General features: G+C 51.9%; 29 protein-coding genes. 8 read left to right on the plus strand and 21 right to left on the minus strand.

Annotated features, from left to right (window positions below):
- Positions 1-5 precede the first annotated feature (5 nt).
- The 3 genes from KO508_RS05900 to KO508_RS05910 form a co-directional block, all read right to left on the minus strand.
- Positions 6-335, minus strand: coding sequence for a thioredoxin family protein (locus KO508_RS05900; RefSeq protein ID WP_216007432.1), 330 nt, complete (start codon positions 333-335; stop codon positions 6-8).
- 12 nt (positions 336-347) lie between these two features.
- Complete coding sequence (locus KO508_RS05905; RefSeq protein ID WP_216007433.1) at positions 348-653, minus strand: hypothetical protein; 306 nt, start codon at positions 651-653, stop codon at positions 348-350.
- Positions 654-731: 78 nt separating this feature from the next.
- Complete coding sequence (locus KO508_RS05910) at positions 732-1,211, minus strand: FKBP-type peptidyl-prolyl cis-trans isomerase (protein WP_216007434.1); 480 nt, start codon at positions 1,209-1,211, stop codon at positions 732-734.
- A gap of 187 nt (positions 1,212-1,398) precedes the next feature.
- Between KO508_RS05910 and KO508_RS05915 the strand changes: the two genes are divergently transcribed.
- Positions 1,399-1,947 carry a hypothetical protein gene (locus tag KO508_RS05915; RefSeq protein ID WP_216007435.1) on the plus strand — a complete coding sequence of 183 codons (549 nt, stop codon included), beginning with the start codon at positions 1,399-1,401 and terminating at the stop codon, positions 1,945-1,947.
- Between the two features lie 93 nt (positions 1,948-2,040).
- Here the strand turns inward: KO508_RS05915 and KO508_RS05920 are convergent, their stop codons facing one another.
- The 3 genes from KO508_RS05920 to cysK all read right to left on the minus strand — a co-directional run bounded on the left by KO508_RS05920 (position 2,041) and on the right by cysK (position 4,056).
- A complete protein-coding gene (locus KO508_RS05920; RefSeq protein ID WP_216007436.1) occupies positions 2,041-2,202 on the minus strand; it encodes a hypothetical protein in 162 nt (53 codons plus the stop codon).
- A gap of 185 nt (positions 2,203-2,387) precedes the next feature.
- Positions 2,388-3,002, minus strand: a complete 615-nt coding sequence (locus KO508_RS05925) for a 2'-5' RNA ligase family protein (protein ID WP_216007437.1) — start codon at positions 3,000-3,002, stop codon at positions 2,388-2,390.
- 82 nt (positions 3,003-3,084) lie between these two features.
- A complete protein-coding gene (gene cysK / locus KO508_RS05930; RefSeq protein ID WP_216007438.1) occupies positions 3,085-4,056 on the minus strand; it encodes a cysteine synthase A in 972 nt (323 codons plus the stop codon).
- A 222-nt stretch (positions 4,057-4,278) separates the two neighbouring features.
- Here cysK and KO508_RS05935 point away from each other — a divergent pair, with 222 nt between their 5' ends.
- Complete coding sequence (locus KO508_RS05935) at positions 4,279-5,166, plus strand: alpha/beta fold hydrolase (protein ID WP_216007439.1); 888 nt, start codon at positions 4,279-4,281, stop codon at positions 5,164-5,166.
- Between the two features lie 45 nt (positions 5,167-5,211).
- On the opposite strand, the gene KO508_RS05940 is transcribed toward KO508_RS05935, so the two are convergent.
- Entirely contained in the window at positions 5,212-5,592 is a 381-nt protein-coding gene (locus KO508_RS05940) for a ribbon-helix-helix domain-containing protein (protein ID WP_216007440.1), read from the minus strand.
- 51 nt (positions 5,593-5,643) lie between these two features.
- Positions 5,644-6,213: a DJ-1/PfpI family protein gene (locus KO508_RS05945; protein ID WP_200367303.1), complete on the minus strand. Its 570-nt coding sequence runs from the start codon at positions 6,211-6,213 to the stop codon at positions 5,644-5,646.
- 238 nt (positions 6,214-6,451) lie between these two features.
- Here KO508_RS05945 and KO508_RS05950 point away from each other — a divergent pair, with 238 nt between their 5' ends.
- Complete coding sequence (locus KO508_RS05950; RefSeq protein ID WP_216007441.1) at positions 6,452-7,258, plus strand: DUF3750 domain-containing protein; 807 nt, start codon at positions 6,452-6,454, stop codon at positions 7,256-7,258.
- 48 nt (positions 7,259-7,306) lie between these two features.
- Here KO508_RS05950 and KO508_RS05955 read toward each other — a convergent pair whose 3' ends face one another.
- Positions 7,307-8,569 (minus strand): dicarboxylate/amino acid:cation symporter, encoded by a 1,263-nt coding sequence (locus tag KO508_RS05955; RefSeq protein ID WP_216007442.1) that lies wholly within the window; start codon positions 8,567-8,569, stop codon positions 7,307-7,309.
- 388 nt (positions 8,570-8,957) lie between these two features.
- Between KO508_RS05955 and KO508_RS05960 the strand changes: the two genes are divergently transcribed.
- Together KO508_RS05960 and KO508_RS05965 are read left to right on the plus strand one after the other, a co-directional pair.
- A complete protein-coding gene (locus KO508_RS05960) occupies positions 8,958-9,698 on the plus strand; it encodes a hypothetical protein (protein ID WP_216007443.1) in 741 nt (246 codons plus the stop codon).
- Positions 9,699-9,941: 243 nt separating this feature from the next.
- Positions 9,942-10,622 carry an arginine N-succinyltransferase gene (locus tag KO508_RS05965; RefSeq protein WP_216007444.1) on the plus strand — a complete coding sequence of 227 codons (681 nt, stop codon included), beginning with the start codon at positions 9,942-9,944 and terminating at the stop codon, positions 10,620-10,622.
- A gap of 137 nt (positions 10,623-10,759) precedes the next feature.
- Here KO508_RS05965 and KO508_RS05970 read toward each other — a convergent pair whose 3' ends face one another.
- From KO508_RS05970 to KO508_RS05980, 3 genes are all read right to left on the minus strand, one after another.
- Complete coding sequence (locus KO508_RS05970; protein WP_200367293.1) at positions 10,760-11,125, minus strand: hypothetical protein; 366 nt, start codon at positions 11,123-11,125, stop codon at positions 10,760-10,762.
- 5 nt (positions 11,126-11,130) lie between these two features.
- Complete coding sequence (locus KO508_RS05975) at positions 11,131-12,150, minus strand: hypothetical protein (protein WP_216007445.1); 1,020 nt, start codon at positions 12,148-12,150, stop codon at positions 11,131-11,133.
- Positions 12,151-12,261: 111 nt separating this feature from the next.
- Entirely contained in the window at positions 12,262-12,486 is a 225-nt protein-coding gene (locus tag KO508_RS05980; RefSeq protein WP_354668012.1) for a nuclease-related domain-containing protein, read from the minus strand.
- A 145-nt stretch (positions 12,487-12,631) separates the two neighbouring features.
- On the opposite strand from KO508_RS05980, the gene KO508_RS05985 reads away from it, so the two are divergent.
- The 3 genes from KO508_RS05985 (at position 12,632) to KO508_RS05995 (ending at position 15,174) form a co-directional block, all read left to right on the plus strand.
- Positions 12,632-13,978 carry a hypothetical protein gene (locus tag KO508_RS05985; RefSeq protein ID WP_354668013.1) on the plus strand — a complete coding sequence of 449 codons (1,347 nt, stop codon included), beginning with the start codon at positions 12,632-12,634 and terminating at the stop codon, positions 13,976-13,978.
- Positions 13,979-14,041: 63 nt separating this feature from the next.
- On the plus strand, positions 14,042-14,779 hold the full coding sequence (locus tag KO508_RS05990) for an NYN domain-containing protein (protein ID WP_216007446.1): 738 nt from the start codon (positions 14,042-14,044) through the stop codon (positions 14,777-14,779).
- Positions 14,780-14,850: 71 nt separating this feature from the next.
- A complete protein-coding gene (locus KO508_RS05995; protein ID WP_216007447.1) occupies positions 14,851-15,174 on the plus strand; it encodes a thioredoxin family protein in 324 nt (107 codons plus the stop codon).
- A 922-nt stretch (positions 15,175-16,096) separates the two neighbouring features.
- Here the strand turns inward: KO508_RS05995 and KO508_RS06000 are convergent.
- The 9 genes from KO508_RS06000 to KO508_RS06040 all read right to left on the minus strand — a co-directional run bounded on the left by KO508_RS06000 (position 16,097) and on the right by KO508_RS06040 (position 24,363).
- A complete protein-coding gene (locus KO508_RS06000) occupies positions 16,097-16,480 on the minus strand; it encodes a hypothetical protein (RefSeq protein WP_216007448.1) in 384 nt (127 codons plus the stop codon).
- A gap of 103 nt (positions 16,481-16,583) precedes the next feature.
- Positions 16,584-17,006, minus strand: a complete 423-nt coding sequence (locus KO508_RS06005) for a DUF4174 domain-containing protein (RefSeq protein ID WP_252737945.1) — start codon at positions 17,004-17,006, stop codon at positions 16,584-16,586.
- Positions 17,007-17,059: 53 nt separating this feature from the next.
- Positions 17,060-19,120 (minus strand): P-loop ATPase, Sll1717 family, encoded by a 2,061-nt coding sequence (locus tag KO508_RS18810; protein WP_252737946.1) that lies wholly within the window; start codon positions 19,118-19,120, stop codon positions 17,060-17,062.
- Between the two features lie 601 nt (positions 19,121-19,721).
- Positions 19,722-20,297 (minus strand): HupE/UreJ family protein, encoded by a 576-nt coding sequence (locus tag KO508_RS06015; protein ID WP_216007450.1) that lies wholly within the window; start codon positions 20,295-20,297, stop codon positions 19,722-19,724.
- Positions 20,298-20,341: 44 nt separating this feature from the next.
- Positions 20,342-20,980: an urease accessory protein UreG gene (gene ureG, locus KO508_RS06020; RefSeq protein ID WP_216007451.1), complete on the minus strand. Its 639-nt coding sequence runs from the start codon at positions 20,978-20,980 to the stop codon at positions 20,342-20,344.
- A gap of 168 nt (positions 20,981-21,148) precedes the next feature.
- A complete protein-coding gene (locus tag KO508_RS06025; RefSeq protein ID WP_216007452.1) occupies positions 21,149-21,841 on the minus strand; it encodes an urease accessory protein UreF in 693 nt (230 codons plus the stop codon).
- Complete coding sequence (gene ureE / locus KO508_RS06030) at positions 21,825-22,325, minus strand: urease accessory protein UreE (protein ID WP_216007453.1); 501 nt, start codon at positions 22,323-22,325, stop codon at positions 21,825-21,827. Before ureE ends, KO508_RS06025 begins: the two co-directional genes overlap by 17 nt.
- A gap of 20 nt (positions 22,326-22,345) precedes the next feature.
- Positions 22,346-24,049 carry an urease subunit alpha gene (gene ureC / locus KO508_RS06035; protein ID WP_216007454.1) on the minus strand — a complete coding sequence of 568 codons (1,704 nt, stop codon included), beginning with the start codon at positions 24,047-24,049 and terminating at the stop codon, positions 22,346-22,348.
- Entirely contained in the window at positions 24,046-24,363 is a 318-nt protein-coding gene (locus KO508_RS06040) for an urease subunit beta (RefSeq protein ID WP_216007455.1), read from the minus strand. Before KO508_RS06040 ends, ureC begins: the two co-directional genes overlap by 4 nt.
- Positions 24,364-24,373 lie beyond the last annotated feature (10 nt).

The raw sequence follows: 24,373 nt of genomic DNA on the forward strand, positions 1-24,373 counted from the left end.
AGTTGTCACTCCAAAAGCCGATAAGGCCGCTCCAGCGCAGCGCGCACGTCGCTGATGGAAAAGACTCTAGCGAACTCTGTGAATCGTTGCCCACCAAACCACAGCTGAACAACAGGCAGAGAAAATATACCGCGAGCCGCGCATAGTGGGGCGGCGGCTTTCTGGCAATCAATATAGACTGTTACCAATCTCGGATATTCCTCACTGGCTAGCTTTTCAAGTTGGGGCTTGATGGCCTGACAGACGCCGCAGTGGGCTCCGCCGAAGAGAAGAAGCACTGCAGCGCTGGACTCTAGCAGGTCGGATAAAGCTTCTTCAGAACAGACGTTTTTCAAAGCTCAGTACCCTTAGGCTTCCCGTTCGATAAACAGCTTGATGTATAACAAATAGCCAGAAAACAACAAAATCGGTGCCACATACCAAAGGTACGCAAGCTTGCCCGCACCCGCGCGATACAGCCCAATTACAATAACAGCACTCACAATACAGCTTGCCGGTAATGAATAAAAAGCCGAGTCCAATACCGAAGAATCAAATGGCGTAGGGCGGTGAGAAGCACCAACGGCACTAAACCCGAACACCGCCAATAGAAACAGCATATACGCCAGGAGAAACTGACCAATACTGCCTGCAACTACCCAACCTAGAGTCATCCGCATTTCCTTTGCTGTGATACTTCAATCATGAAACTGCTATAGCCGCTGACAACGCCACAACAGCACTCTAAAACGTCAGTGGTGTCCACCGGGTCCATGCGCGTGGCCGTGCGAGATCTCTTCTGGGTCGGCAGCGCGTACTTCGATGATTTCGACATCAAAGGTTAAGGTTTTACCGGCCATCGGGTGATTGGTATCAACATCCGCAAACTTTAAACCAACCTTAACCACACTCACATGGCGCGGCCCCTGCTCGGTTTTTACCTGCGCGATCATGCCCGGCTTCCAGCGTTTAGCACCCATTAAATGTTTAACTGGCACGCGTTGCACTGCGTCAGCCTTGCGTGGGCCGTAAGCTTTATCTGGAGTAACAGTAACACTGAACGTATCGCCAGCCTCTCGGCCTTCCAGTGCCTCTTCCAAACCTCGGATAATGCCTCCGTGGCCATGCAGGTAAGCATTCGGTTCGCCGCCGCGGGAACTTTCAACAACGTTGCCCTGCTCATCGCAGACGTTGTAATGGAACAAAACCACTTGATTCTTTTCGATTGGCATAGGGTTCTCTGGGATGATTAAAGGGTCGCCATTATAACCAGTGACAGTCTTGGCTGCAGGGGTGTTTTCTCATTCAGACAGAGGTGATTCATACAAGCTACTAGAAACTGTGTGTCGCCGCCATTCGCCTTATGCAATAATGTCATAACCGCAACCCAAACATATGATATCGCTAGGAAACACCGCTATGAAGAAGCTTTTATTTTGCACTCTGGTTTCAGTAATGATGGTTGGCTGCGGAGGCGGGGGCAGCGGCAGCGTTGTGGAAGAAACAGAAGAAAATGCCGATCCCGAAACCGGAAACGAGGATAGCGGTACAGTAACCCCAAGCGACCAGATAACAGTGCTCGACGGCACCTGGAAGAAGCAATGCGGCCCCGTTGAGGGCGAACCGCACTATGATATCGTGACCGTATCGTTTAGCCGTGGCGAATTTACCACCGATATCGAAAACTACATCGATAGTGGCTGCACTACCCCACAACCGTTCGCTCCGAACCCAACGTCATCAGGCAACTTCGCATTGGGCGACGATGTCTTGCTGAGCGATGGTCTCACCGCTACCGAATTCAATATACATACGACCCAATTCGATGGCGCCTTTTTCGACATCAAAGAATACGACATTGTTTACGTTGACAACGATATTCTCTATGCGGGAGATGGCGAAACAGATTCGCCATTGCAAAGGCCAACCAGCCTAGACTACGACCGCCCGTTCTATCGGCAAAACTAAGCACTCCCAATCAATAGAGCGTTCTTAGGGTGTATACAGAACTGCTGCTAAAGCACCGGCAGCAGTTCTAGCCTCCCCCCCCCCCTTCTAATATCAGCGTGCTTTCAAACTAATCTGCTTCGTGCCAGTAGAGGCAAATTGGCCACTCTTACCCTTGCCAACGTACTCAACAGCGCCGCCTGACTTTAAAAAAGCAGCTGTCTGTTCCTCAATCATGGCGGTAGTTAATGTCGCTTTTGTGGGGCTCTTGCTCATTTTATTCTCCAAGTAATCGGTTGGCTTAATCACCAGCCTCAAACCGTCATGATATTCCAAATAGGAAATAATTGTTTGGAATGAGAGACGTTCTTTGATAAGAGCAAATCCATAGAGACTCAATTGCTGCCGTACAGCTCTCACTTATGGAGCGACAATCAACCAACATGAGCCTCTGGGGCAACCTACCGCGCCAATCTGATGCGATGTAAAACCTGATAAGGCCCTTGTATTTCACGAGTTCTGTATTGAGCAAATACTATTTCATCAACCGTAAACTCGACATCTTGCGATTGTATTCCTGATAATTCTTCAGCTATGCGTGAAGTGTCATAGGCTTCGTTGTAAAAACCCAGAGTGACGTGTGGCGTGTATGCTTTTGGATTCTGCCCCTGTTCATCGCTATTCAAACAGCTACGGATAGTGTTCAAATAACCTTTTGGGTCAATCACTTCCAAATAAGGGCAGGTGGCAAAACTGTTGCAACTGGCCAGCTGTAAAGGGAAAGCAGGTAGTTTGGAAGCCTCCAACTGCCGAATACTTTTCCGAATCGAAGGCTTCAGCGAAGGTGAATCTTTCAGCAACCCTTCCAAAGCCAGAGTAATATGAGGCTGGCGCAAGTAGCCGGAATGCAACCGTTCGGAAAGATAATCTCGATGGAACCGTATTTTTTTCAGGCAATCAGAGCCCGATACTTCAATCGCCCAAAACCCAAAATACTCAACGCCCTTATGCCATTCATAAAAGTCCCGCAACTCGGTAGCGTAGGTCGTTTTACTGTTTAAGAAATCGGAAAACATAATGAAACAACTGGGCTTTGATCTGCGGGAGCAACCTGACGCCCCAACAGAAGCTGGGGCGCCAATAATGAACAGGCCGTTTTTACTGCACGTTCTCCGCGTCGCCAAACTGCTCAGCAAACAAAGCGCTGGAGAGATAACGCTCAGCTGAATCCGGCAGAATGACCACAATGTTCTTGCCTTTGTGTTCCGGTTGTTGGCTAACGCGAACAGCCGCTACAACGGCCGCACCACAGGAAATGCCACACAGAATGCCCTCTTCCTGCATCAACCTATGGGCCATAGCCATGGCGTCTTCATTGGTTATCGTTTCTACCTGATCAACCATGCTCAGGTCTAGATTCTCGGGCACAAAACCAGCGCCTAGGCCTTGGATTTTGTGGGGAGCGGGCTTGAGGGCTTCTCCGTTTCGCACCTGAGTGATAATGGGTGAATCGGCAGGCTCAACGGCAACGGTGGTGATGGCTTTGCCCTGCGTGTTCTTGATGTAGCGTGATACGCCTGTAAGCGTGCCACCCGTACCTACACCGGCAACAAAAATATCCACAGCGCCATCGGTGTCATTCCAGATTTCAGGACCAGTGGTGTCTTCGTGAATCTGCGGGTTGGCCGGGTTCTTGAACTGCTGTGGCAAAAAGTACTTTTCGGGCTCGGCAGCAGCCAATTCTTCTGCTTTTGCGATCGCGCCGGGCATGCCTTTGGCGGGCTCTGTGAGTAACAAATCGGCACCCAGCGCTTTCAACACCTTGCGGCGCTCCAAGCTCATTGAAGCTGGCATGGTTAGAATAATTTTGTAGCCTCTGGCCGCAGCTACAAAAGCCAAAGCTATGCCGGTGTTACCGCTGGTGGGCTCAATAATGGTCATACCCGGCTTTAGCGCGCCCCGCTTCTCGGCATCCAGTACCATGGCGGTACCAATTCGGCACTTCACCGAGTAGGCCGGGTTGCGGCCTTCAATTTTGGCCCAAATAGTAGCGCCACCATTAACACGGTTAAGCTTAACCAACGGTGTGTTGCCAATGGACTGAGAGTTGTCTTCATATATGCGGGACATCGTTTATCTCCTTAAAAGGTTCGGAGTATAAAACCACAAACTCACGATATCACTGAAAAACCGGCATAGTTTTTTCCGATCCAGCTTCCAATGCCTTGCTTTGGTCATCACATTCAGCGAGGTTGCCCATCCGCCATAACCCAGAGGCATTGAAGCCAAGGTGCGGGCGGTTAATCCCGCTAAACTGGCAAGCCGACTCTAAACCAGTGACAGCTAATCGCCATGAACATCCCTGCACCTAACCTCTGGCCCGCTGCCCGCACGGGACAACGCTTTTTGCTCAACGCCCGGCGCCGTGAAGCCCTTGTAGGCGGCCATAAAATGGTGTTTTTAGAGCGGGGACGACCCGGCCCTAATAACCCGACAATTGTACTGATTCATGGTTTCGCCGCCATGAAAGAAAACTGGGGATTTTTTCTAACAAAACTGCCCAAACACTGGCACATACTGGCGCCGGACCTACCAGGATTCGGAGAAAGTGATTATCTGGCTGAGGCCCCTTACCGCTATGAGCCTCAGGCCGAGCGATTAGGCGAATGGCTTGCAGGCTTCGACACAAACAATGTGCATCTGGTCGGCAGCTCCATGGGCGGTGGGATTGCCGCTATCCTTGCTCACACAATGAGTGCGGCCCCGCGATCCCTAACGCTCATGAACAGCGCCGGAATCCCGGAGCATACCGACGTCGACATTCATGCGCCTTTTAAATCCGACCGCGACAGCATTCTCATCCCCCAAGACTGGAAAGGTGTTTACCGGTTGTTTAACAGCGTCGGCAACGGCAAGCCAACCCTCTCTGGAATAGCCATGGCCGGCCTCCTTGGGCCCGACCTTCTGAGTAGGGCCGATGCCCTCACGCACATATTTCAGGACTTAGTGGCAGACGGGCTGGCTCCGGCACGCTACCTGAACCCCGAATCACCGCCTCTGCAGATTCAGTGGGGCGAAAGGGATGTGATTACCCCCACTCGCTGCGTCGACTGGTTCGGTCAGGCCACCCCGCACGCAGAACTCCACGTCTTTCGGGGTGTGGGCCACCTCCCCATGCTCGAGACGCCGCGGCGATCCGCCGAAGCGCTGGTTGGCTTTATCCGCCGACACAGCACCTGATCAGCAGTAAGCGATCAAAGCCGGGGCAGGTCCATGCCAACACTTTCAGTGCCTTGCTTTGGTGATCACCTTCGGCATTACCGCCTCACAGGGTTTGCTTGCGAGAATCCGGTCAGCATTCAGTGAAGCGATCGGCACTCGGGTATCCCTTGGAACATCGCCGTCTAATTGCAGCTCAAGATAGCGGAGCGCACAAACCCGCAGGAAGGACGTGAAATTGCCCAGATCGTGGCCAGCGTCAATGGATTCGTGGTAAAGCCGGGTGATCATCTGCGGGAGGTTCATGCCGTCCCGCTCGGCCAGTTCTGCCAGTACATGCCAAAAAGCGTTTTCCATGCGCACACTGGTGACCATGCCATCAATACGCAGAGAGTGGGTCCGGCTTACCCAAAGCTCCGGGTCGGCGTTGATAAAGAGCTTACACATTACAGCCTCCCGGGAAGCGTTGAGGGGCCGGTGTGGCCAGCCCCTGTTGTTTTATTGATCCAGCAATTTGAAGAACTGCGCCAACCAGGCCGGATGAGCGGGCCACGCGGGCGCTGTTACAAGATTAGCATCGGTTACAGCCTGATCAACCTCAATACTGGCGAAGGTACCGCCAGCCAATTCCACTTCCGGCTGGCAAGCCGGATAGGCTGAACACTTGCGGCCATCCAGAACTCCCGCAGCCGCCAACAATTGAGCACCATGGCAAATCGCCGCTACCGGTTTGTTGGTTTCGAAAAAATGGCGAACCAGATTCTTCACGTCTTCGTTAAGACGCAGGTATTCAGGTGCGCGGCCACCAGGCACCACCAGTGCGTCATAGTTCGCCGGGTCCAACCCATCAAAATCCGCATTCAGGGCAAATCGATGGCCCGGCTTTTCTGTGTAGGTTTGGTCGCCCTCAAAATCATGGATAGCCGTGGCAACGGTATCGCCCGCTTTTTTGTCCGGGCAAACAGCATGAACCGTGTGGCCGACGGCCATCAGTGCCTGAAACGGCACCATGGTTTCGTAATCTTCGGTGAAATCACCGGTAATCATCAGAATCTTCTTCCCACTCATGACTATCTCCTTATGCTTGTTTTGATGAGCTTGGAAACAGTAGCAGTGGCAATGATGAAGTGGGTATTAAGAGACTACTACAAGCCTTCCAGAGTGGGCGCTTGGAAAAAAACCTGCCCCGGTTTTCCGAACAACAACGATTGGTAATGCCTCGCATTGATACTTGAGGCTATATGAGCCGTATACTGACTCGGTCTTGACCATCAACCAATGCATGCAGCTCGAGGTACCCTCTGGCATGGTGAAATCCCTTCAATGGCTCACCAGAACCACAATATTTTTATTGGCTCTGCTAGCGGGCCCTGCACTGATTGCGGCCTGTAGCAGTCAGTCTAGCCAGAGCTGGCGTGACACTGATCGCTCCAGCGCAGGCATTGCGCCACTGCCCGATCAGGCTGAGGAAGCCATTGTGCAAGTTTACGGTGCCCGAGCTTATAATTGGCGCGGCAACTTTGCGATCCACACTTGGATTGCGACCAAAATGCGCGGGGCATCCTCCTACGAGGTTCACGATGTAACTGGCTGGGGTTATAACGCGGTGCGATCCCGCCCCGGTGAGCCCGATACTGCCTGGTATGGCAACCCGCCGATGTTGCTCGCCGACCTCCGTGGTGAGAAAGCGGAGGCCGCTATCATCAATATCCGGACAGCGATCGGCGCCTACCCTTTCCAGAACAAATACAAAGCTTGGCCCGGACCCAACAGCAACACTTTTGTAGCCTGGGTAATCCGGCAGGTGCCCGAACTAGATGTTGCACTGCCCAACATTGCCATCGGAAAAGACTATCTCGCCGAAGGCATTGTTGCGAAAGCGCCCAGCGGTTCAGGCTATCAACTCTCCCTCAAAGGTTATTTCGGCCTTATGGCGAGTATCCGGGAAGGTATCGAGCTGAACATTCTAGGCCTTAACATTGGCATTGACCCTCTGGCTTTGGCTGTCAAATTGCCCGGGATCGGGCACATTGGCCTGCGCGACCCTTGGATGGACCGCTCAACGTGGCACCAACCCCCTTCAGAGGAGCAGGTTTCAAAAACCAGCCCATAAATCAATCTTGAAAAATAGGCCCGCACCGGTTTTCTTACAGAGATGGCCCTACGACAACACCTTCTCCGGCACCGAAGACCTTTCCATCACCGCCTCATCGTCCTGCTCGGAACGGGCAATCACGGAGGTACACGCCAGATCTCCGGTTACATTCATGGCGGTAGCCCCCATACCTACAAGGGCATCAATGGACACCAACAGAGCCACCGTTTCAATGGGCAAGCCCACCTGAGCAAACACAGTGGCAATCATTACGATACCCGCACCCGGCACACCAGCCGTGCCTATGGAAGCCAAGGTACCGATCAGAACAATTTCTAGCATGGTGACGACGTCCAGAGGCACCCCCACCACATTCGCGGCAAAGGCAGCAGAAATAGCAATACGGATACCCGCCCCATCCATGTTGATGGTGGCGCCCAAAGGCAGACTGAAACCGTAGATGCTCTGGGGAATGCCTAAACGCCGAGCAGCGTTGAGCGTTAGGGGCAGAGTGCCTGAACTGCTCTGGGTGGCAAACGCGGTGGCGACCGGAGCCCGAGCCTCACGAATAAAATCCCTCAGCCTCACACCATTGAGGCGCATAAGAACCCCGTAGACCAGCAGTTGCACCCCCAAGGCCAGATACAACACCATGACCATATCGCCCAAAGCCAGTATCGTGGCTATGCCCTGCTCACCTGCGGTACTGGCCACAATCGCAAACACGCCAATCGGCACATACTGCAGAACCCCGGCCATCACCTTCATCGTGACTTCGTTCAAGCCAGAAACTACCTCATACACTCTGGCTCCGGCTTCCCCGTGAGTATCTGACTCGCGCAGCTTCAGCAGGGCAATGCCAAACACAATCGCGGTAAAAATAATCCCTAACAGGTTCGGCTTGGCAAATGCCTCGACGATATTGGCGGGAACGATGCTCAGAAGCACCTGCACAAAGCCCGGATTCTCCGGCACCTCAACACTGGCCGAAGGTGACAGATCCAGACCGATGCCGGGTTCAAATACGGAAGCGACAACCAGCCCCACCGTAATGGCCAGAGCCGAGGTCAACACATAGAAACCCAGCAGTTTCCGGCCCACGCGGCCCATACTGGAAAGATTGGCCTGATTGATCCCCACCATCAAAGTAAACAGGACAATCGGCACGATAAGAAACTTCAACAACCTGAGCAGCAATTCCCCTAACGGGTTAAGCCATTCGGCCACTACCGGGCCGCCTAGCAGGCCTACAACCAAGCCAAGAACAAGCGCAATACCAATGCGCAGCACCAGAGAAGACTTCAGATAAACATCAAGTACAGCTTTCATGGAGAATCCCGTTTCACCCTGACTCGTTAATGAGCAAACGTTCAAATACGTCTGGGCTGGGGATTCTGGTCAGCACTGGCCTATGGGTAAACCGGTATTCCCACGTACGTTACTCACAAAACCTGTGGATAAAGTTGTTGGCGACCGGGGGTTAAACCGTCGGAGACCCTGTACCCCAAGGCTTTTGGGAAACTGATGCAAAAATGGCCTATACAGTGAGGCTATATGAATATAGACAATCCGTCTCAGCAGGCGCATGAAGGAAAGCTGCGGCAATAAGGTTATCGGAGCATGGTGCCCGCAAGCCCCATCTCGGAGTCATCTTTAAACCGGTCTAATTGGACGTGGAATTACTGATGTGCCATTTTTAGATTAATAGAGCAATGCCATGGATCGTTATTTCACACCTAAATCCCTCTCGCCCGAGGAACTTTCGGAAATGCTCAAGCGAACGCTTTTTGCACTGACCATTGCCATGGTTTTACTTTCTACCAATTCTCTGGCGGAACCTTTCACGCTCTCCCATGCCCCGCATCCGGCCATTAAATCCATCTACATCCCGATTCTCAAAGAAGTCTACTCTGAGTTGCAAATGGCCGTAGAATTTCAGGAGATGTCGACCCACCGAGGATTGGTAGAAGCGAACGCCCGCCACGTGGACGGCGACGTGGCTCGTTTCTCCGAGGCCCTGCAGGACTATCCCAACTTAATGGCGGTGCCAACCGCTTTGGACCGGGCGGAAATAATTCTGTTATGCGTCCGCGAGGTAGAGTGTTCGGACAATGCGCTCAGAGATCCAAAAAACCGCATCCTAATCCCCACCGAAACGGCCGTAGTACGCCGTTTCATTGCCACTTACCCGGCCAATTTCATGCCTGTCAGCCATAGCCTGATCAAATCACAGGAGATGCTTTCAATTGGCCGATTCAAATACGCCTTGTATGTATCTTCAGAACTGCACCCGCACCAAGCCAAGACTGAGGAATACAACCTGAACTGGGCGGTACTGGAAAGTTTCCCTATCTACCACGTGCTGCATAAAGATCACAAAGCACTGGCAGACGCCGTTGCCCCCGTCTTATCTCGAGTACTTGAACGCTATCGGCGGGAACAGCAACTTAGGCAGTAGCCTACATTCTCCGCACTGACAATAGATTTTCCCCGATATTGAGAGCTCACGCCTTGCCAGCCAAAAACCATAACAACAAGCCAGTAACCCCAAAAAGAAACACTGCAAAATGGGCAGCCAGATTCTTCCGGATAGTTGGGGTTGGATGCGTTGTGTGGGATTATTGACCGAGTGTAAGCAAACTAGGGTATTGTTCCAAAGACCGCGTCAAAGGGCTTAGAGAGCGTTCAGGTGTCATCAGCGATGAATAAAACGACCGAGGATAAAACAGCATCAGCACCGCCACCCAAAAAGAAGGGCTTCAGTGGCTTGCATGTCTTTGGCATTGTGCTGCTCACCATCGTTGCCACCTTAGGCGCTGGTTACTGGTGGTTAAGCCACTATGTGTTTCCTGAGAACTTCGAACCGGTAACCCTGAATGCCAGTGAACAGGATTCACTCAACAACAAACTCAATACTCTGGGCATTGATACCCAAGGCGGTGAACCTGGCAGCCCGTTGCAGCCGGTACCCTACAGTGAAGAAGGCGCCAGCCGGGAGGCACGTTTCAGCGAGCGGGAGCTTAACGGCATGCTGGCCAATAACACCGATCTGGCTCAGAGACTCGCAGTAGACCTTTCGGACGATCTGGTGAGCGCCTTGCTTCTGGTGCCTCTTGAAGAGGGATTCCCTGTACTCGGCGGCAGAACTCTCCGAGTAAATGCCGGCGTGGAATTGTCCTTTGCCAACGGTCGCCCCTTGGTTAAGTTAAAGGGCGTCAGCCTCATGGGCGTACCCATTCCGAATGCCTGGCTGGGTAACCTCAAGAATGTGGACCTGGTTAACGAGTTCGGCGCCAACCCGGGATTCTGGCAATCCTTTGCAGCGGGTGTGGACTATATTCAGGTTGAGGATGGCCGGCTGCTTGTCCGGCTAAAGGAATAGACAACCGGGGCAAATCTCTTTATCAAGCGCGAAAACAAATCTGTCCCGATTTTCTCACAACAACGAACCCCGCTTTTGCAGCTAACGCAGTGCCGCCGATAACTGAAGTGGATCCCGAAAAGCCGGCCTTTTTCTACTCAATCAAGATTGAAAAAGAACCCACCTAAAAGCACGATGGCAAGGAAGATCAAACCGGAAATCATCAATGCCCACCCCAAATAACGGTCAAAGCGAGTTGAGTAACGGCGCACTGTAGGCACATCTATGAGCGGATCATTTGCTTGATTGAAAATGCCCACAGGAAAAGCAATGGCAGAGGCGTACCAGAGTACCCGAAGCCCCACACCGTCCCATGAAGATTGGCGTTTTACTCCGTCCTTCTTCATCTGACGCTCGATTCTGGCCATTGAGAAACGGGCGAACCCTATCCAGACTACCGCCATAATCGCAAACACAACCAGCAGTACGAAGTAGTACCAACCTTCCGGTGTACCATCCAACATCTAAATCAACTCCTGTCCCAGATGCCGGCTGCAATATTCCGACCCCGCTTGTCAGCAATGGACCCTGCTCCCAGCCCAGCAAAAACACCTACCGTCACAATGACTCCAAGCACTGCCCAACCAACTGGGCCTGCAACAAGAAGTCCTGCTTTTGCAGCCAAAGCTGTACCCGCAAGTATCGTATATTTTCCAGTCAGGCCGCCAGCAGCCCCTGCAAACCCAAACCCAGTCATTTGAACAGATGACTCCCGCAACCAATCGCCTCCGTTCTCATAGGTCGCGTGAATTTTATTAGCCCGAAGACCCGCATCCGCTACAATAGCCAAACGCCCGGTATTGTTAAGGATTCGGCTGAGGGACCCCATGCGCCCGGCATCGGTAGCGTCCGCAACGAAAAGACGGGCATCTGGTCTCGCGCTCGAACTGCGTGAAGCAAGCAGTATTCCGCGATCTGCATTACTTAGAGCATTGCCGCGATTTTTACCACGCAAGGCTTCCGGTGAGATTCGATTTAGCTCAGTTTGATAAGCCTTTTGCAGGGTCTGGTAGGCACTACGCGCCATGTTCTCGGCCTGAATGCGTCGTGCGCCTACCCCGGTGCCACCGGATTTATGAGCCCTTGTAAGGTTGAGCAAGGCTTCCTGATACTTTACCAACGCCTGCTGAAAGCCATTCAGTCGAGCAAATGCTGCCGTGGCTCCTGCCCCAACCAGCCCGTTAATCTCTTGTATCTTTTCAGGTGAAAGGTGAGTCTCGAAAAACACTTTCAAAATATGAGCTTCCTCACCCATGGTCTCTGCACTGCGCGCAAGGCACATGCGCTCCGGCATTGGCAAGGAGTTCAGTCTACGCAATGTGGATAGGGTAAAGACGTCGTCATTCTCAAGAGAATAGGCTCGTCCGGGCTGGATCATTTCTCTTTCGGTGAGGCCGTTGCTGCGCAGGAAAGCTTGAAGGGTAGCGGGGTCGTCGCCGACCAGGGCAGAGGCTGAAGTCGGTTTTTGGGCGAAGAAAATATCGGGCATAGACTCGTTCCTTAAGTCATTTTGGTGGGATGCCATTGATTCAGGAAGAATGGTAGCGAGGCTACTTTGGAATGTCTATGGCGAAGCACATGAGGTTTTCTAAGGATCAAATTACCTACAAATAAATCTGTCCCGGTGTTCAACGCCGAACCGTTCCCATTCACCCAAGGAATTGACCCGCACTGCTCCCTGAATACTCTTACTTTCAACGACGATGAAGCCAGCTTTGTACATGATAAAGTGATCAATCTGAGAATTAAAACCGCTCACCTCAACCATAAGATTGTTGAGGATTCTGTAGGTACCGTCGCTGCGCGTCAATTGGCAATAGCTCAAATTGGCTCCAAGTCACGAGAAACTACGGCAAAACTGTCCGTGCCCTCTCGTATTTAACATTCTATTACCTCAAGTGCGGGCGGAAGTATAAATTACTGCTAGGATTTGATAGGAACCTAAATCCAATGAAAGCATGGAGCTACCTGTGACAAACCGACCTGATTTCCTCACCGGTGGGGAACCTGCCCGACTAATTCCGATAACGGCAGACAGTGCAAGAGAACAGAAATCCGTCTCCGTTATTCTCGCAGGGCTTCGCTCCGTGCTTGAATTACGCCAATCATTGCTGAAATCTCTTAATGTGCGCGTAGGAACCAGCGCTACATTAGAAGCCTGGACAGAAGTAGTTTTTCAGAACGAAGACAAGAATGCCGTTAAGCAAAAGGATCGACCAGATGGCCTCCTGATCCTTCGCACAGGCCGCCGAGAATGGCGAGCGTTGATTGAAGCCAAGGTTAACAACGATACCATTGGCGAAGATCAGGTATCGCGCTACCTGCAACAGGCGAAAACCCACAAGCTGGATGCCGTGATCACCATTACCAACCAGTTTGCAGCACTGCCAACTCACCACCCGGTAAAGCTCCCGAAAAACGCCACCAAGTCTGTGGCGCTCTATCACTGGTCGTGGGCATTTATCCGGACTCAGTGCCAACTTCTGCTCAAGAACGATGGAGTTGAAGATGAGGATCAGGTGTTCATCCTTAGCGAAATACTGCGATACCTTGAAAGCGACCGCTCCGGCATAAGCCACTTCGATCAAATGAATGCCGAATGGAAAGATGTCGTCAACAAAGTGAAGAGCAATGCGTCTCTCGCGAAAACCAGCGATGAAGTTCAGAACACCATTGCCGCCTGGCATCAAGAGCAGCGGGACCTTTGTTTGATCATGTCTCGACTAACGGGCAGCGACGTTTCCCTAAAATTGAAGAATGACCATCGCCTCGATCCGTCCTTGCGCCTGAAGGACGATGCAGACGCATTCTGTAAAACACCGGCACTGCATTGTGCGCTCAACATCATCAATGCTGCGGCAGATCTGGAAGTAACGGCAGACCTTCAGCGACGAATGATTTACTGTTCAATGCGCCTTACCGCACCAAAAGACAAGCAAAGCACCAAAGCCAGAGTTAACTGGCTCCTGCGTCAACTCAAGAAAACCGAACCAGCGGGGTTCTTCATTCGCGCCAACAGGCCCGGTAAGGGGGAAACGACCTATCAAATGCTAAAAGACTTGCGGGATTCGCCGGAGTTACTGGAATCGGATACGTCCAAAAGCGCCGCCACGACGCTGGAGGTCGTGTACGAAGTAGATCTTGCAGGGAAGTTCAGCGGAAGGAAGGTGTTTGTTGAAGAGCTGGAAAAAGCAGTGCCGCATTTTTATCAGGAAGCGGGGCAATTGCTGAAGGCCTGGACTCCGCCGCCCCCCAAAATATCGAAACCTGATGGTGAGCTGAAAGCCCAAGACGAGGAAACGGAACTGGAAAAATAGTCTGTCCCGGTTTTGCGGCTAACATTCAGATCCACCATCCGAGACAAGGACTGCTCAAAGAACATGAACAGCAACTACAAAATCGCTCTACTCATCGACTGTGACAACGTTAGCCACCAATCTATCGAAGGGGTCTTGCAGGAGCTTGCCAAGTACGGAGCTGTTAACGTGCGCCATGCCCACGGAAACTGGAACGGTCCACAGCTGGGTGGCTGGATCGAAAAGCTTCACGCTAATGCCATTCGGCCTGTTCAGCAGTTTGCCTACACGACTGGCAAAAACGCCACTGACGCCTCAATGATCATAGACGCCATGGATTTACTCTACAGCGGAAACGTAAATGCATTCGCTCTCATGACAAGCGACTCAGACTTTACGCCCCTGGTGATGCGGATTCTTGAAGCCGGTCTGCCAGTCTTCGGCTTCGGCGAGCGCAAAACTCCCATGCCCTTCGTCAACGCCTGTTCGCAATTCATCTACACAGAGAACCTGCGCGAAGAATCCGAGGAGCCCGATAACGCCAGCGCGCCAAAACCACCCGTTGAAATCAAGTGGGAGCGGAACAAACTGCGGGGCGATACCGTCTTAGTGCGGACTCTGCGAACTGCGGTGGAACAAACTGCTGATGACGATGGCTGGGCCCATCTAGGCAAGGTTGGCCAGTACATTTCCAATAACAGCTCCTTTTCGCCTGTGAACTACGGCTACAAGAAGCTGAGCGATCTTATACGAGCCAGTGAACTCTTCGAGATAAGTGTACGAGATAAGAGCGTATTCTATATCCGAAGCCCCGAAAAATGAATCTGAGCCGCTCTTCAGAGAAAACCGGAACAAATTAATTTTCCAGACGGATACTCCAACCGGGAGACACCATGTCCTACACCAGCCGATATACACCCGAAACCCTGAGCCGGGATGAACTGGACCAGACCACCGGCCCAATGGTGATCGAATTCGGCACCAACTGGTGCGGGATCTGCCAGAGTGCTCAGGCGGACATCAAGGCGGCAATGGACAATCACCCAGACATTTCGCATGTGAAGGTTGAGGATGGCAAAGGCCGCAGATTGGGGCGGACGTTTGGCGTTAAGCTCTGGCCGACCCTGATTTTTTTGAAGGATGGTGAAGAGATAGCGCGGGTCGTCCGCCCGAAAGACAGCAGCGACATCGAAGATGCACTGCTAAAAATTAACTAAGGCCGGCGCCAGCAATTGCTGCCTGCCAATCCTTCGAGCTAATCGCTATTATGCTCGTACACTAGAACTATGTTTACAGGATCAAAGGAGCTGGTTTTGAGATTTACAGGGACTGTCCTCGCTGTACTGGTAGCCAATCTACTGACACTCTTCCTTTTGGCCGGTGCCTACTTCTATTTCAAGTCTGATCACGGGCAGATGATGCTCTACGAGATGGGGCTGCACTCCCTCTTCGTGGCCCCGCTTGCTTCTCCTCGAAGCAGTTCTGAACCTGCCACCCCCTCAAAGGGCGTTCCCCAGTCACGCCTTTCAGACATACAGCCCATGACCGTTACGCCACGCTCTTCCAACACTAAAGCGCCTCGGTCCCGACCCTCCAATTCATCCCCAGAGCGAGAGAGAAACCTATCCGCTATCCGGTCCAGTTTAGAAATGTGTCGTTTCTGGAATGCTGAGTATAGAAAGGACGGTACCAAACAGAGCAAACAATACCGGGACGCCGCTTGCGCTCGTTATGAGCGTTTCTCTGGGCAAGATAGTTCCGACGTCTTGAACATAGCTGGCTCCTCTTCAACATCCGCACAAACAACTTATCGGAAACAGCAGGCGATAAGGGATCGTCAGCGTGAGGAAAGGCTAAAGGCTGAAGAAGAAAAAGAACACGAAGAATACTGTGGGCGCCTTAGTGAACGAATCGATCACTACGATTCTCTCCTGAGACGAGGTGGCTCTGCTCAATATATGAACCGGCTCAAGCGTGAAAGACGGGAATTGAGTCTGGAGTATTCCCGAAAATGCCTGCTAAGACAGTAGCCGCCGCACGTCATCCCTTAGCCTGAATTGGAACCGACACTTTACTTACCTATCAGCCCTCACCCGCCCGATTAGAGCCAGGGAAATAATAGGTCCAGGTTTTCGCTGGTTATGCACTTTCCAGTTTTTCATAAGCCTGCCGAGGAGATAACTCTTCCCCCTCCCAAAGCTCGACCCTATGAGCACCAGCCCCAAAGGCAACTTCCCGAAGCACTTTCACCTCAACTTCAGACAATCCGCCTTCGATCATCTCAATAGGGTGCATTAGTACAGCCGGGCTTCGTTTTATAAGTTTTTTCGGAAGCACCCTCTTTATGCCATTGAGCAATTCATGCTCGGCCCTTACGAACTCTCCAATCAGTAGGCGGGATGTGCTGAACGGTTCCGGAGAACAAACGACTTCGACAACAGGCTCACCGGACACCTTCATGATCTCAAAGCGGTTCCGCGAAACCTTTACGTACACCTTTTCTTCAAACAGTTTTCTCAACACTATCTCGTCCTATGTTTAACGAGGCTGTAGAAAAACCTTTCCCCAAATTTGATCCACAGAGAACCAACCACCAATACAGCGGCGAGCAAAGGGGGCGATTAGCTCAATCTGTACGCATCTCACGAATGCGCATTGGCATAGCGTCGGTTCGGCGGAAAATAGCCTCAAGATCGAGACTGGGCTCGCGGCTTTTGATACCACCGTCTTTCCCGATCAGCAGCACCCGATCTTCAGAGCGGACCTTTGCAAACAGTTCGTTGACGTCGTGCTCAACACCACCGGACACCCTTGCCTGATTTGAGACCAGACCAGCCCCGGTGTTCACGAACCAGATAATGTCACGGTCATCCAGTTCGGCATGGGCATCTCTAAGGCTTTCAACAGCACCCTCCGTTTCCGACGCTGACTGAATCAGGATCAGCCGGCTTTTCCATTGATAGTCGCCCAGATTGTTCATCTCCGCTCCGTAAGCCGTTAGCGAAATAAGCAAGAGCAGCATTGCCAAAAACCGTCGGCCATTGTTCAAATCAGATCCTCCGCAAAGCATCAGAGAATAAATCTGTCCCGATACTTCTAAAACTACTTACACTTATTAGGAAAATATGTCCTGACATAAGTATCTAACAAGGCATTCAGCTCTTTTTCTAAAGCATCATGTTTCTGAGGATTCCTTAGCTTTTTAAGATGCTTTTCCAAAAACTTTGCTGATAGCTTTATAACTACTTTTTTATGGTCAGAATAGAGCTCTCGCGCCCAATTCAGCTCCCTACCCTTCTCCAAATTATTATTTAGAGATCGAGTTACAATGAAGGCAAAATTACCATAATCATTACATAAATACGAGTGCAATTGACGATATTCAGAAGACCCTAAATCCTTAAAATTCTTTACTTCAAATATCACCTGTCTCGACTTATAATCTTTAAATACTCTTCGCCAAAACTTGCTTTCTTCTAAGTTTGTGGCAACTATATCTCTTTGTTGAAGAGCATTTTTATTTGGATGTAACTCAACATTGCACAGTGTACCGGCGAAAATTATCTTGACCGCCTTTAAGCACCAAGCTTCAAAATCGTGCGCTCCTTCTTGCCCTTCATTTATCTCGCTCAATTCCTTAACCAAAGCCTCTATCCTTTGATTTCTTTGGTTTTTAGTTTCAGAAGCAATTTCTATATCATATTCATCATGAATATCTTCGGCTTCCTCCAAGTTCATGTTAGAACGCGTAGTTGATAATGCTAACCAATAACACGGATGCAAAAGCAAACGAGTACCACCTGTAAACTCCCGATCTGGGTCTTTTCCATCATGACAAAAAACGAAAGAAGCAGACTGCTCGTTATGAATCCCAAAAAATCCGACACTGTATAATCTTTGCAATACTTGCCTTGCATCATCAAAAAGAAATATATCACGCTGCTTGTTTTTTTCGAGCCGATCATTTTTTAGAATTGGATCAATTCTATCAATAGCGTCAGTAACCGTAATTTCGGAATCAGACCCATAAAACGAGCGAGTAAACTCATCTAGAGAAGGAAATATATACTCATACTCTTTGTGCAAATCATTCAAACGATTTATTGATATAGTCTTAGCTGTAGAATCAATATCCTCCAAAACAATTTCTTTTCTCCCGTGAGAGTTTGCACGGAGAAACGCTTCATTAAGCAATACCAAAATATCTCTTGGTCGGTAGAGTGTCAGTTTAAGAGCCAATCTAAAACCTTCTCTTCCTTTTAATTCTCGGACTGCGTATTGATTCCAGATCCGAACACTATTTTCTTGAGTACAACCAAAAGCGATCTTTATACGATTACAGACCAAATTAAATAGGTTGTATTCATCCCAGTGCAAGCGCAACGTCTGCCCTTCAATATTTCTTGTGAAATCTGGATCTAAAGCAGATATCGCTCTATATATATTATCTCTCACGAATGCAAAAGCAATAACTCGCTCGTTCAACCGGGACTTAATGTCAATTGCCGCTTGAACAAAACCATCAATTATCGCCACGCCGAGATTGTCTGGGCTATAACCTTCATCTAGCCTGTCCGCAAACACCACATACTGAACATTGGACTTCTCTAAGGCTTCCAAAAGAACTTCTTCAATTAATTCCAACTCAAGCTTGTCAGAGAGCTCCGCAATTCTTGACTGAGTTGATTCTGAACCATCAAAAATATCTTTTAATTTTCGACGAATCTTTGATGAAATACTTTGCCGCCTACTCCCCCAAGATAAATAGTGATCCCGAATATGACTTAAATCTAGATTTGACTTAAACTTATAATGATTTGCAATCTCTACAATTATCTCCATATATATGGAATATCGCCACGCCATTTTTGTGCCAGCTTTTATATGCAAATACTTTCCACCAAACTGTTCAAAAATGTCTCTAAGACCTATAACCTGTTCTTCTTCTGGCGATATTTTTATGATCTGTGTTTTTGGCTTTCCAGCCCAATGTTTTGCCAGCCTGTACGCCAGCGCACTCTTCCCTGTACCTCGCCGACCAACAACAATTGGCCTATCATAGGACTCCAACAAAGACCTATAGTCCGACGACTCCCAAAAAGCATTGTCGAGCATTGTTGTATCCTGCTCAGCCCTAATATCCCCTAAAACATTGCCTTTCATTTAATTACACCTTCACTATTAGAGTCGAAAAAAACAAGTGCACTTTCTAAACCGCCGAAAGCCTAAAATCATCCAAGAATATTATAAACATCCTAAAGATAATAAATAAACATTTGCACAACCGAGAAACCCGCTAAAATAAAACTCACTCACCTTTTCTAAAAAATAAACCCTGAAATCATCAAATATTTTAAAGCACCACTTTAAAAGGTGAAATTATTTTACAATGACTTATGAAATTAATTATACCCACTTACCCCGCCCCAACACGCCCAAGAACTTTATAGAAATACAGGCGAGCAATTGCTCTAGCGTTAAATCGAGCAGAAGCCCCTTAAAACAGAGAGAGTGCAAGATATTTACGATCAGCACGAGGGGCAAAGAATACCAGAGGACAAGCAAGAACTGATTGGGTGCTAAAATATCCATTGCTGTTATCCGTAACAAACGATGCTTCAATAGAATTGACTAATTACCTTAGACGATTCAAGCCCTACCTGTCTTCCCCACCACAAAAAAAATCTGACTCTCAGCCCACAAAAAAAGCTGTGCGATCATCCCGCACAGCTTTCCGCCTTACTCTGTTTTTAAGCCAAAACGGTTACCCTGCCGCCAGTACAGCTCCAATCGCAGCAACCACACCACCCAGCCATCGGCCAAACCGGTTATCCGCTTTCTGCATCAAAGCACCAAGTCCCCGGCCTACAAAGGTAAGTGCCAGCGTGCCAATGGAGAAGCCAGTCAGGTATGCCACAAGCGCGGAGCCAGCCGGCATTTCGGTGCCGTGGGCAAAGCCGTGGAATACCATAAAGGCCGCGACCAGTGTTCCGCCTACAGCGGTGGGAAGCTTGGCCATGGTGGCTATAAGAATACCGGCCAGCAGCACCGAGAGTGCGATACCGGTTTCAACGCCGGGCAGGCTCAGGCCTCCCCAAGCGAGGGCTGCGCCAAGGATCATGCCGCCGATCACGAAGGCCGGGGTGGCGTTTTTCATGAGTTTGTTCTGGCGCACGCTCCAGAAACCGATAGCGGCCATGGCCAGCAGGTGGTCCAGGCCCAGCATGGGGTGCAACAGGCCGCTGGTGAATCCACCTTCAGCATGGCCGGGGTGGGCCATGGCAGAGGCGAAGGCGGTCAGCAGCGCGGCGGCGGTAAGGAGTTTGGCTGTGAGTTTCATGGTATTTCTCCTGGTGGTTCTGAATTCGTTCGGATTCGGTTGGCTCAGGCTGTTTCGGCAAGTTTTTCGGGGCGTCGTTCCGGCAGCATGCCGCGCTCAAGAATGAAGCTGATAATGGTTTCCAGCCCTACCCCGTCGTACAGGTTGGTAAACACAAAAGGGCGTTCGCCGCGCATTTTTTTGCTGTCCCGCTCCATCACGTCGAGGGAGGCGTGTACCTGTTCGGCAATGTCGATTTTGTTGATGATCAGCAGATCGGATTTGGTGATGCCGGGGCCGCCTTTGCGGGGGATTTTGTCGCCGGCGGATACGTCGATCACGTAGAGAGTGAGGTCGCTCAGTTCCGGGCTGAAGGTGGCAGAAAGGTTGTCGCCACCGGATTCCACCAGTACCAGTTCTAAGTTGGGGTGTCGGCTTTGCAGGTCGTCGATGGCGGCCAGGTTCATGGAGGCATCTTCGCGGATGGCGGTGTGGGGGCAGCCGCCGGTTTCCACGCCGAGGATGCGGTCGGCTGGCAGGGCGTCGTGTTTCAGCAGGAAGTCAGCGTCTTCACGGGTGTAGATGTCGTTGGTGACTACGGCGATGTCGTAGTGGTCTTTCAGGGCCTTGCACAACTGGCGCAAGAGGGCGGTTTTTCCGGAACCGACCGGGCCGCCGACTCCAACTCTCAAACAATGTGTCATAGCTTTATCCTCTTTCGTAACACTCCGCGTCTGCGTCGATCAGTAAGTCCTTCCGGGACACGCTGTAAATACATCCCTGTACGCTTGACTGCAGCATCCATGCTGCAGACAGTCCCGGAAGGACTGACTGACCGCCGCTCCATACTCCGGAGTGCATGTCTTTATGTTTCAGCTTCTGAAAAGCCGTGAATACTGGGTTTCGTGTAAGGCGCTGCCGAGGGCCAGGCCGGGCAGAATGGGGCCAAGTTCTTCGTCATCCCGCTGCAGGGCGATCTCTACGGCGGTTACTAATAAGGGGCGCATGTGTTCGGTTATGCGCTGGGCGGCGGTGTGGCCAAGGGGCAGTGCTTTGCAGGCAACCGCCAGCTGGTTTTCCAGCCAGGCCCAGGTGAAGCCGATTAAAGTCTGGCGCTCGGGTACTTTCCGGTAATGGGCTACCCAGGCGAACATGGTGATGTATCCGGGTTCGTCTGGAATCAGCTTTGCCTCCGGCAGCAAGCCGAGGTTGCGCAACAGGGTGACCAGCGCCGCACCCAGGCGGGTGTCTTCGTCACTCAGTTCTGCGGTTTCCCGGGTGGCGTGCAGCCAGTCGTTCCACTGGGCAATGGTGTCGGCATCCCCGGCCGCCCAGGCACGTTGCAGGCGCACCAGCAACGGTAGCTCGCAGCGGCTCAGGCCGTCTTCAAGCACGCCTTCCAGCCATTCTTGCAGCTCGGCTTCGTTGTTTACCCAGCCCAGTTCAAAGGCGCTTTCCAGCCCTTGGGACCAGGCAAAGGCACCTATGGGCAGCGCGGGGCTGACAAGTTGCATCAGGCCCAGCAGTGCCAGATCGCCTGATGCGGCGTTAGTGGGAGTGAGCATGATGATGGCCGTGGCTATGGCTGTGGCCGCCGTCGGCTTTTCCGGCCTGCGCATAAGCACCCGGTTCGGGATCGAAGGGTGCTGTATGGCGAACAAGCACAGCGCCTAACCTCTCAGCCAGTTCTTCAAGAACGTGGTCTGGCGGAAAGCGAATCCAGCTGCCCAACTCATCTTCACCTATGGCGAGGGAAACATGGCGATTACCCAGGTGGTAGCACAAACGTGCCAACGGTAGGCCGCCATGTATACGAGCGGTTACCACGGGCTCTTCCGCAGCGCGGACGCGGATAACCTCGCCGGTTTTGGCTTGCAGCAGGTCGCCGTCGCGCAATACCGGGCCACGGTCCAGAAATAGGCCAACGTCCTGGCTGGTTTCTGTGGTGGCGCGTAACCGGCCCCGCATGCGCAGTTCGTAGGGCAAAGTGAGGTTGTCTAAAATTTCAGTGGTTTCCACATTGGTGATGCGTTTGATCAGTTCCAACATAAGGTTCTCCGGCATCCAGCTCAGAATAAGTGGTAGCGTTGCGCCAGCGGCAGTTCGGAAGCTGGCTCACAGGTCAGTAGTTCGCCGTCTGCGTGCACTTCGTAGGTTTGCGGGTCTACGGTCAGGTGCGGGCAGGCATCGTTCAGTTTCATATCGCTCTTCCGCACTTGCCGCACGTTGGTGCAGGCAGAGAGGGGGCTGTCCAGACCAAGCTCTTTGCCAATACCGGCTTCCAGCGCAGCCTTGCTGACGAAGGTCAGGCGGGTGGCACTGGCGGCTTTACCAAAGGCACCAAACATGGGGCGATAGTGCACTGGCTGCGGCGTGGGAATCGACGCATTGGGATCGCCCATGGGCGCAGCGGCAATCATGCCTCCCTTGATGATGCAGGCGGGTTTCACGCCGAAGAATGCCGGGCTCCAGAGCACCAGATCCGCCAGCTTGCCCACTTCCACCGAACCCACATCGTGCGCGATGCCGTGGGTAATGGCGGAGTTGATGGTGTACTTGGCGATGTAGCGTTTAGCGCGGAAGTTGTCGGCACCCAGTTCTTCATCTTCCGGCAGCAGACCGCGCTGGGTTTTCATCTTGTGAGCCGTTTGCCAGGTGCGGCAGATCACCTCCCCTACCCGGCCCATGGCCTGTGAGTCGGAGGAGATCATGGAGATCACACCCATGTCGTGAAGAATATCTTCCGCCGCTATGGTTTCCCGGCGTATGCGGGAGTCGGCAAAGGCAACGTCTTCCGGAATGTTGGGATCCAGATGGTGGCAAACCATCAACATGTCCAAATGCTCGTCGATGGTGTTCACCGTGTACGGGCGCGTGGGGTTGGTGGAAGACGGCAACACGTAGGGTTTGGAACAGGCGGTGATGATATCCGGCGCGTGGCCACCACCCGCACCTTCGGTGTGGAAGGTGTGAATGCAACGCTCTTTGAACGCCGCCAGGGTGTCTTCCACAAAGCCGGATTCGTTCAATGTGTCGGTATGGATAGCAACCTGCACGTCGTACTTATCAGCCACAATCAGGCAGTTATCAATACTGGCCGGGGTGGTGCCCCAGTCTTCGTGCAATTTGAGGCCGATAGCGCCCGCTTTGATCTGCAGTTCCAGTGCCTCTGGCAGACTGGCGTTGCCTTTGCCCAGAAAGCCGATGTTCATGGGCAGACTGTCTACCGCCTGCAGCATTTTACCCATGTGCCAGGCACCGGGTGTGCAGGTGGTTGCGTTGGTGCCGGTTGCCGGGCCGGTGCCGCCACCCAGCATGGTGGTTATGCCGCTCATCAGGGCTTCTTCCACCTGCTGGGGGCAGATAAAGTGAATATGCGGGTCGATGCCACCAGCAGTGAGGATTTTGCCTTCGCCTGCGATGATTTCAGTGCCTGGGCCGATCACGATATCAACATCTGGCTGGGTGTCCGGGTTCCCGGATTTACCAATAGCGGCGATGCGTCCTTTCTGGATGCCTACATCCGCTTTAACGATGCCCCACCAATCCAGAATCAGGGCGTTGGTGATCACCGTGTCCATCACTGCATCATCGGCACGCTGGCTCTGGCCCATGCCATCGCGGATAACTTTACCGCCGCCGAATTTCACTTCGTCGCCGTAATGGGTGTGGTCTTTTTCGACTTCAATCCACAGTTCGGTATCGCCCAGCCTTACCCGGTCGCCAACGGTGGGGCCGTACATGTCGGCGTATGCCTGCCTTGTAATCTTCATTTCTGCGCCTCCAGTTTGCCCATCACGTCGCCCCGGAAGCCGTAAATCTCACGACCGCCAGCAAAGGGAATCAGGGTCACCTGCCGCGACTGACCCGGCTCAAAACGAATGGCCGTGCCCGCAGCGACATCCAGGCGGTAGCCCTTTGCTTTTTCGCGATCAAAAATCAGAGCAGGATTCGCCTCGGCGAAGTGGTAGTGAGAGCCGATCTGAACCGGGCGATCGCCAGTGTTGGCTACATCCAGCGTGATTCGCGGTCGGCCAGCGCACAGTTCTATGTCGTCGTCTTTGAGTTGGTATTCGCCGGGAATCATGGCTGGCTCC

The organism is Marinobacter salexigens (genome assembly GCF_018860765.1).
GTDB lineage: Bacteria > Pseudomonadota > Gammaproteobacteria > Pseudomonadales > Oleiphilaceae > Marinobacter > Marinobacter salexigens_A.

Bases quoted from the DNA above. Each gene is read 5' to 3' on its own strand.
- KO508_RS05910 (WP_216007434.1), bottom strand. From the start codon at position 1,211: ATGCCAATCGAAAAGAATCAAGTGGTTTTGTTCCATTACAACGTCTGC.
- KO508_RS05995 (WP_216007447.1), top strand. From the start codon at position 14,851: ATGTCCTACACCAGCCGATATACACCCGAAACCCTGAGCCGGGATGAA.
- ureE (WP_216007453.1), bottom strand. From the start codon at position 22,325: ATGTTGGAACTGATCAAACGCATCACCAATGTGGAAACCACTGAAATT.
- KO508_RS05955 (WP_216007442.1), bottom strand. From the start codon at position 8,569: ATGAAAGCTGTACTTGATGTTTATCTGAAGTCTTCTCTGGTGCTGCGC.
- KO508_RS05975 (WP_216007445.1), bottom strand. From the start codon at position 12,150: ATGCCCGATATTTTCTTCGCCCAAAAACCGACTTCAGCCTCTGCCCTG.
- KO508_RS05990 (WP_216007446.1), top strand. From the start codon at position 14,042: ATGAACAGCAACTACAAAATCGCTCTACTCATCGACTGTGACAACGTT.
- KO508_RS06015 (WP_216007450.1), bottom strand. From the start codon at position 20,297: ATGAAACTCACAGCCAAACTCCTTACCGCCGCCGCGCTGCTGACCGCC.
- KO508_RS05920 (WP_216007436.1), bottom strand. From the start codon at position 2,202: ATGAGCAAGAGCCCCACAAAAGCGACATTAACTACCGCCATGATTGAG.
- KO508_RS06040 (WP_216007455.1), bottom strand. From the start codon at position 24,363: ATGATTCCCGGCGAATACCAACTCAAAGACGACGACATAGAACTGTGC.
- KO508_RS05940 (WP_216007440.1), bottom strand. From the start codon at position 5,592: ATGTGTAAGCTCTTTATCAACGCCGACCCGGAGCTTTGGGTAAGCCGG.
- KO508_RS05950 (WP_216007441.1), top strand. From the start codon at position 6,452: ATGGTGAAATCCCTTCAATGGCTCACCAGAACCACAATATTTTTATTG.
- KO508_RS06025 (WP_216007452.1), bottom strand. From the start codon at position 21,841: ATGCTCACTCCCACTAACGCCGCATCAGGCGATCTGGCACTGCTGGGC.
- ureG (WP_216007451.1), bottom strand. From the start codon at position 20,980: ATGACACATTGTTTGAGAGTTGGAGTCGGCGGCCCGGTCGGTTCCGGA.
- cysK (WP_216007438.1), bottom strand. From the start codon at position 4,056: ATGTCCCGCATATATGAAGACAACTCTCAGTCCATTGGCAACACACCG.
- KO508_RS05905 (WP_216007433.1), bottom strand. From the start codon at position 653: ATGACTCTAGGTTGGGTAGTTGCAGGCAGTATTGGTCAGTTTCTCCTG.
- KO508_RS05960 (WP_216007443.1), top strand. From the start codon at position 8,958: ATGGATCGTTATTTCACACCTAAATCCCTCTCGCCCGAGGAACTTTCG.
- KO508_RS05945 (WP_200367303.1), bottom strand. From the start codon at position 6,213: ATGAGTGGGAAGAAGATTCTGATGATTACCGGTGATTTCACCGAAGAT.
- KO508_RS05935 (WP_216007439.1), top strand. From the start codon at position 4,279: ATGAACATCCCTGCACCTAACCTCTGGCCCGCTGCCCGCACGGGACAA.
- KO508_RS05965 (WP_216007444.1), top strand. From the start codon at position 9,942: ATGAATAAAACGACCGAGGATAAAACAGCATCAGCACCGCCACCCAAA.
- KO508_RS05915 (WP_216007435.1), top strand. From the start codon at position 1,399: ATGAAGAAGCTTTTATTTTGCACTCTGGTTTCAGTAATGATGGTTGGC.
- KO508_RS05970 (WP_200367293.1), bottom strand. From the start codon at position 11,125: ATGTTGGATGGTACACCGGAAGGTTGGTACTACTTCGTACTGCTGGTT.
- KO508_RS18810 (WP_252737946.1), bottom strand. From the start codon at position 19,120: ATGAAAGGCAATGTTTTAGGGGATATTAGGGCTGAGCAGGATACAACA.
- KO508_RS05925 (WP_216007437.1), bottom strand. From the start codon at position 3,002: ATGTTTTCCGATTTCTTAAACAGTAAAACGACCTACGCTACCGAGTTG.
- ureC (WP_216007454.1), bottom strand. From the start codon at position 24,049: ATGAAGATTACAAGGCAGGCATACGCCGACATGTACGGCCCCACCGTT.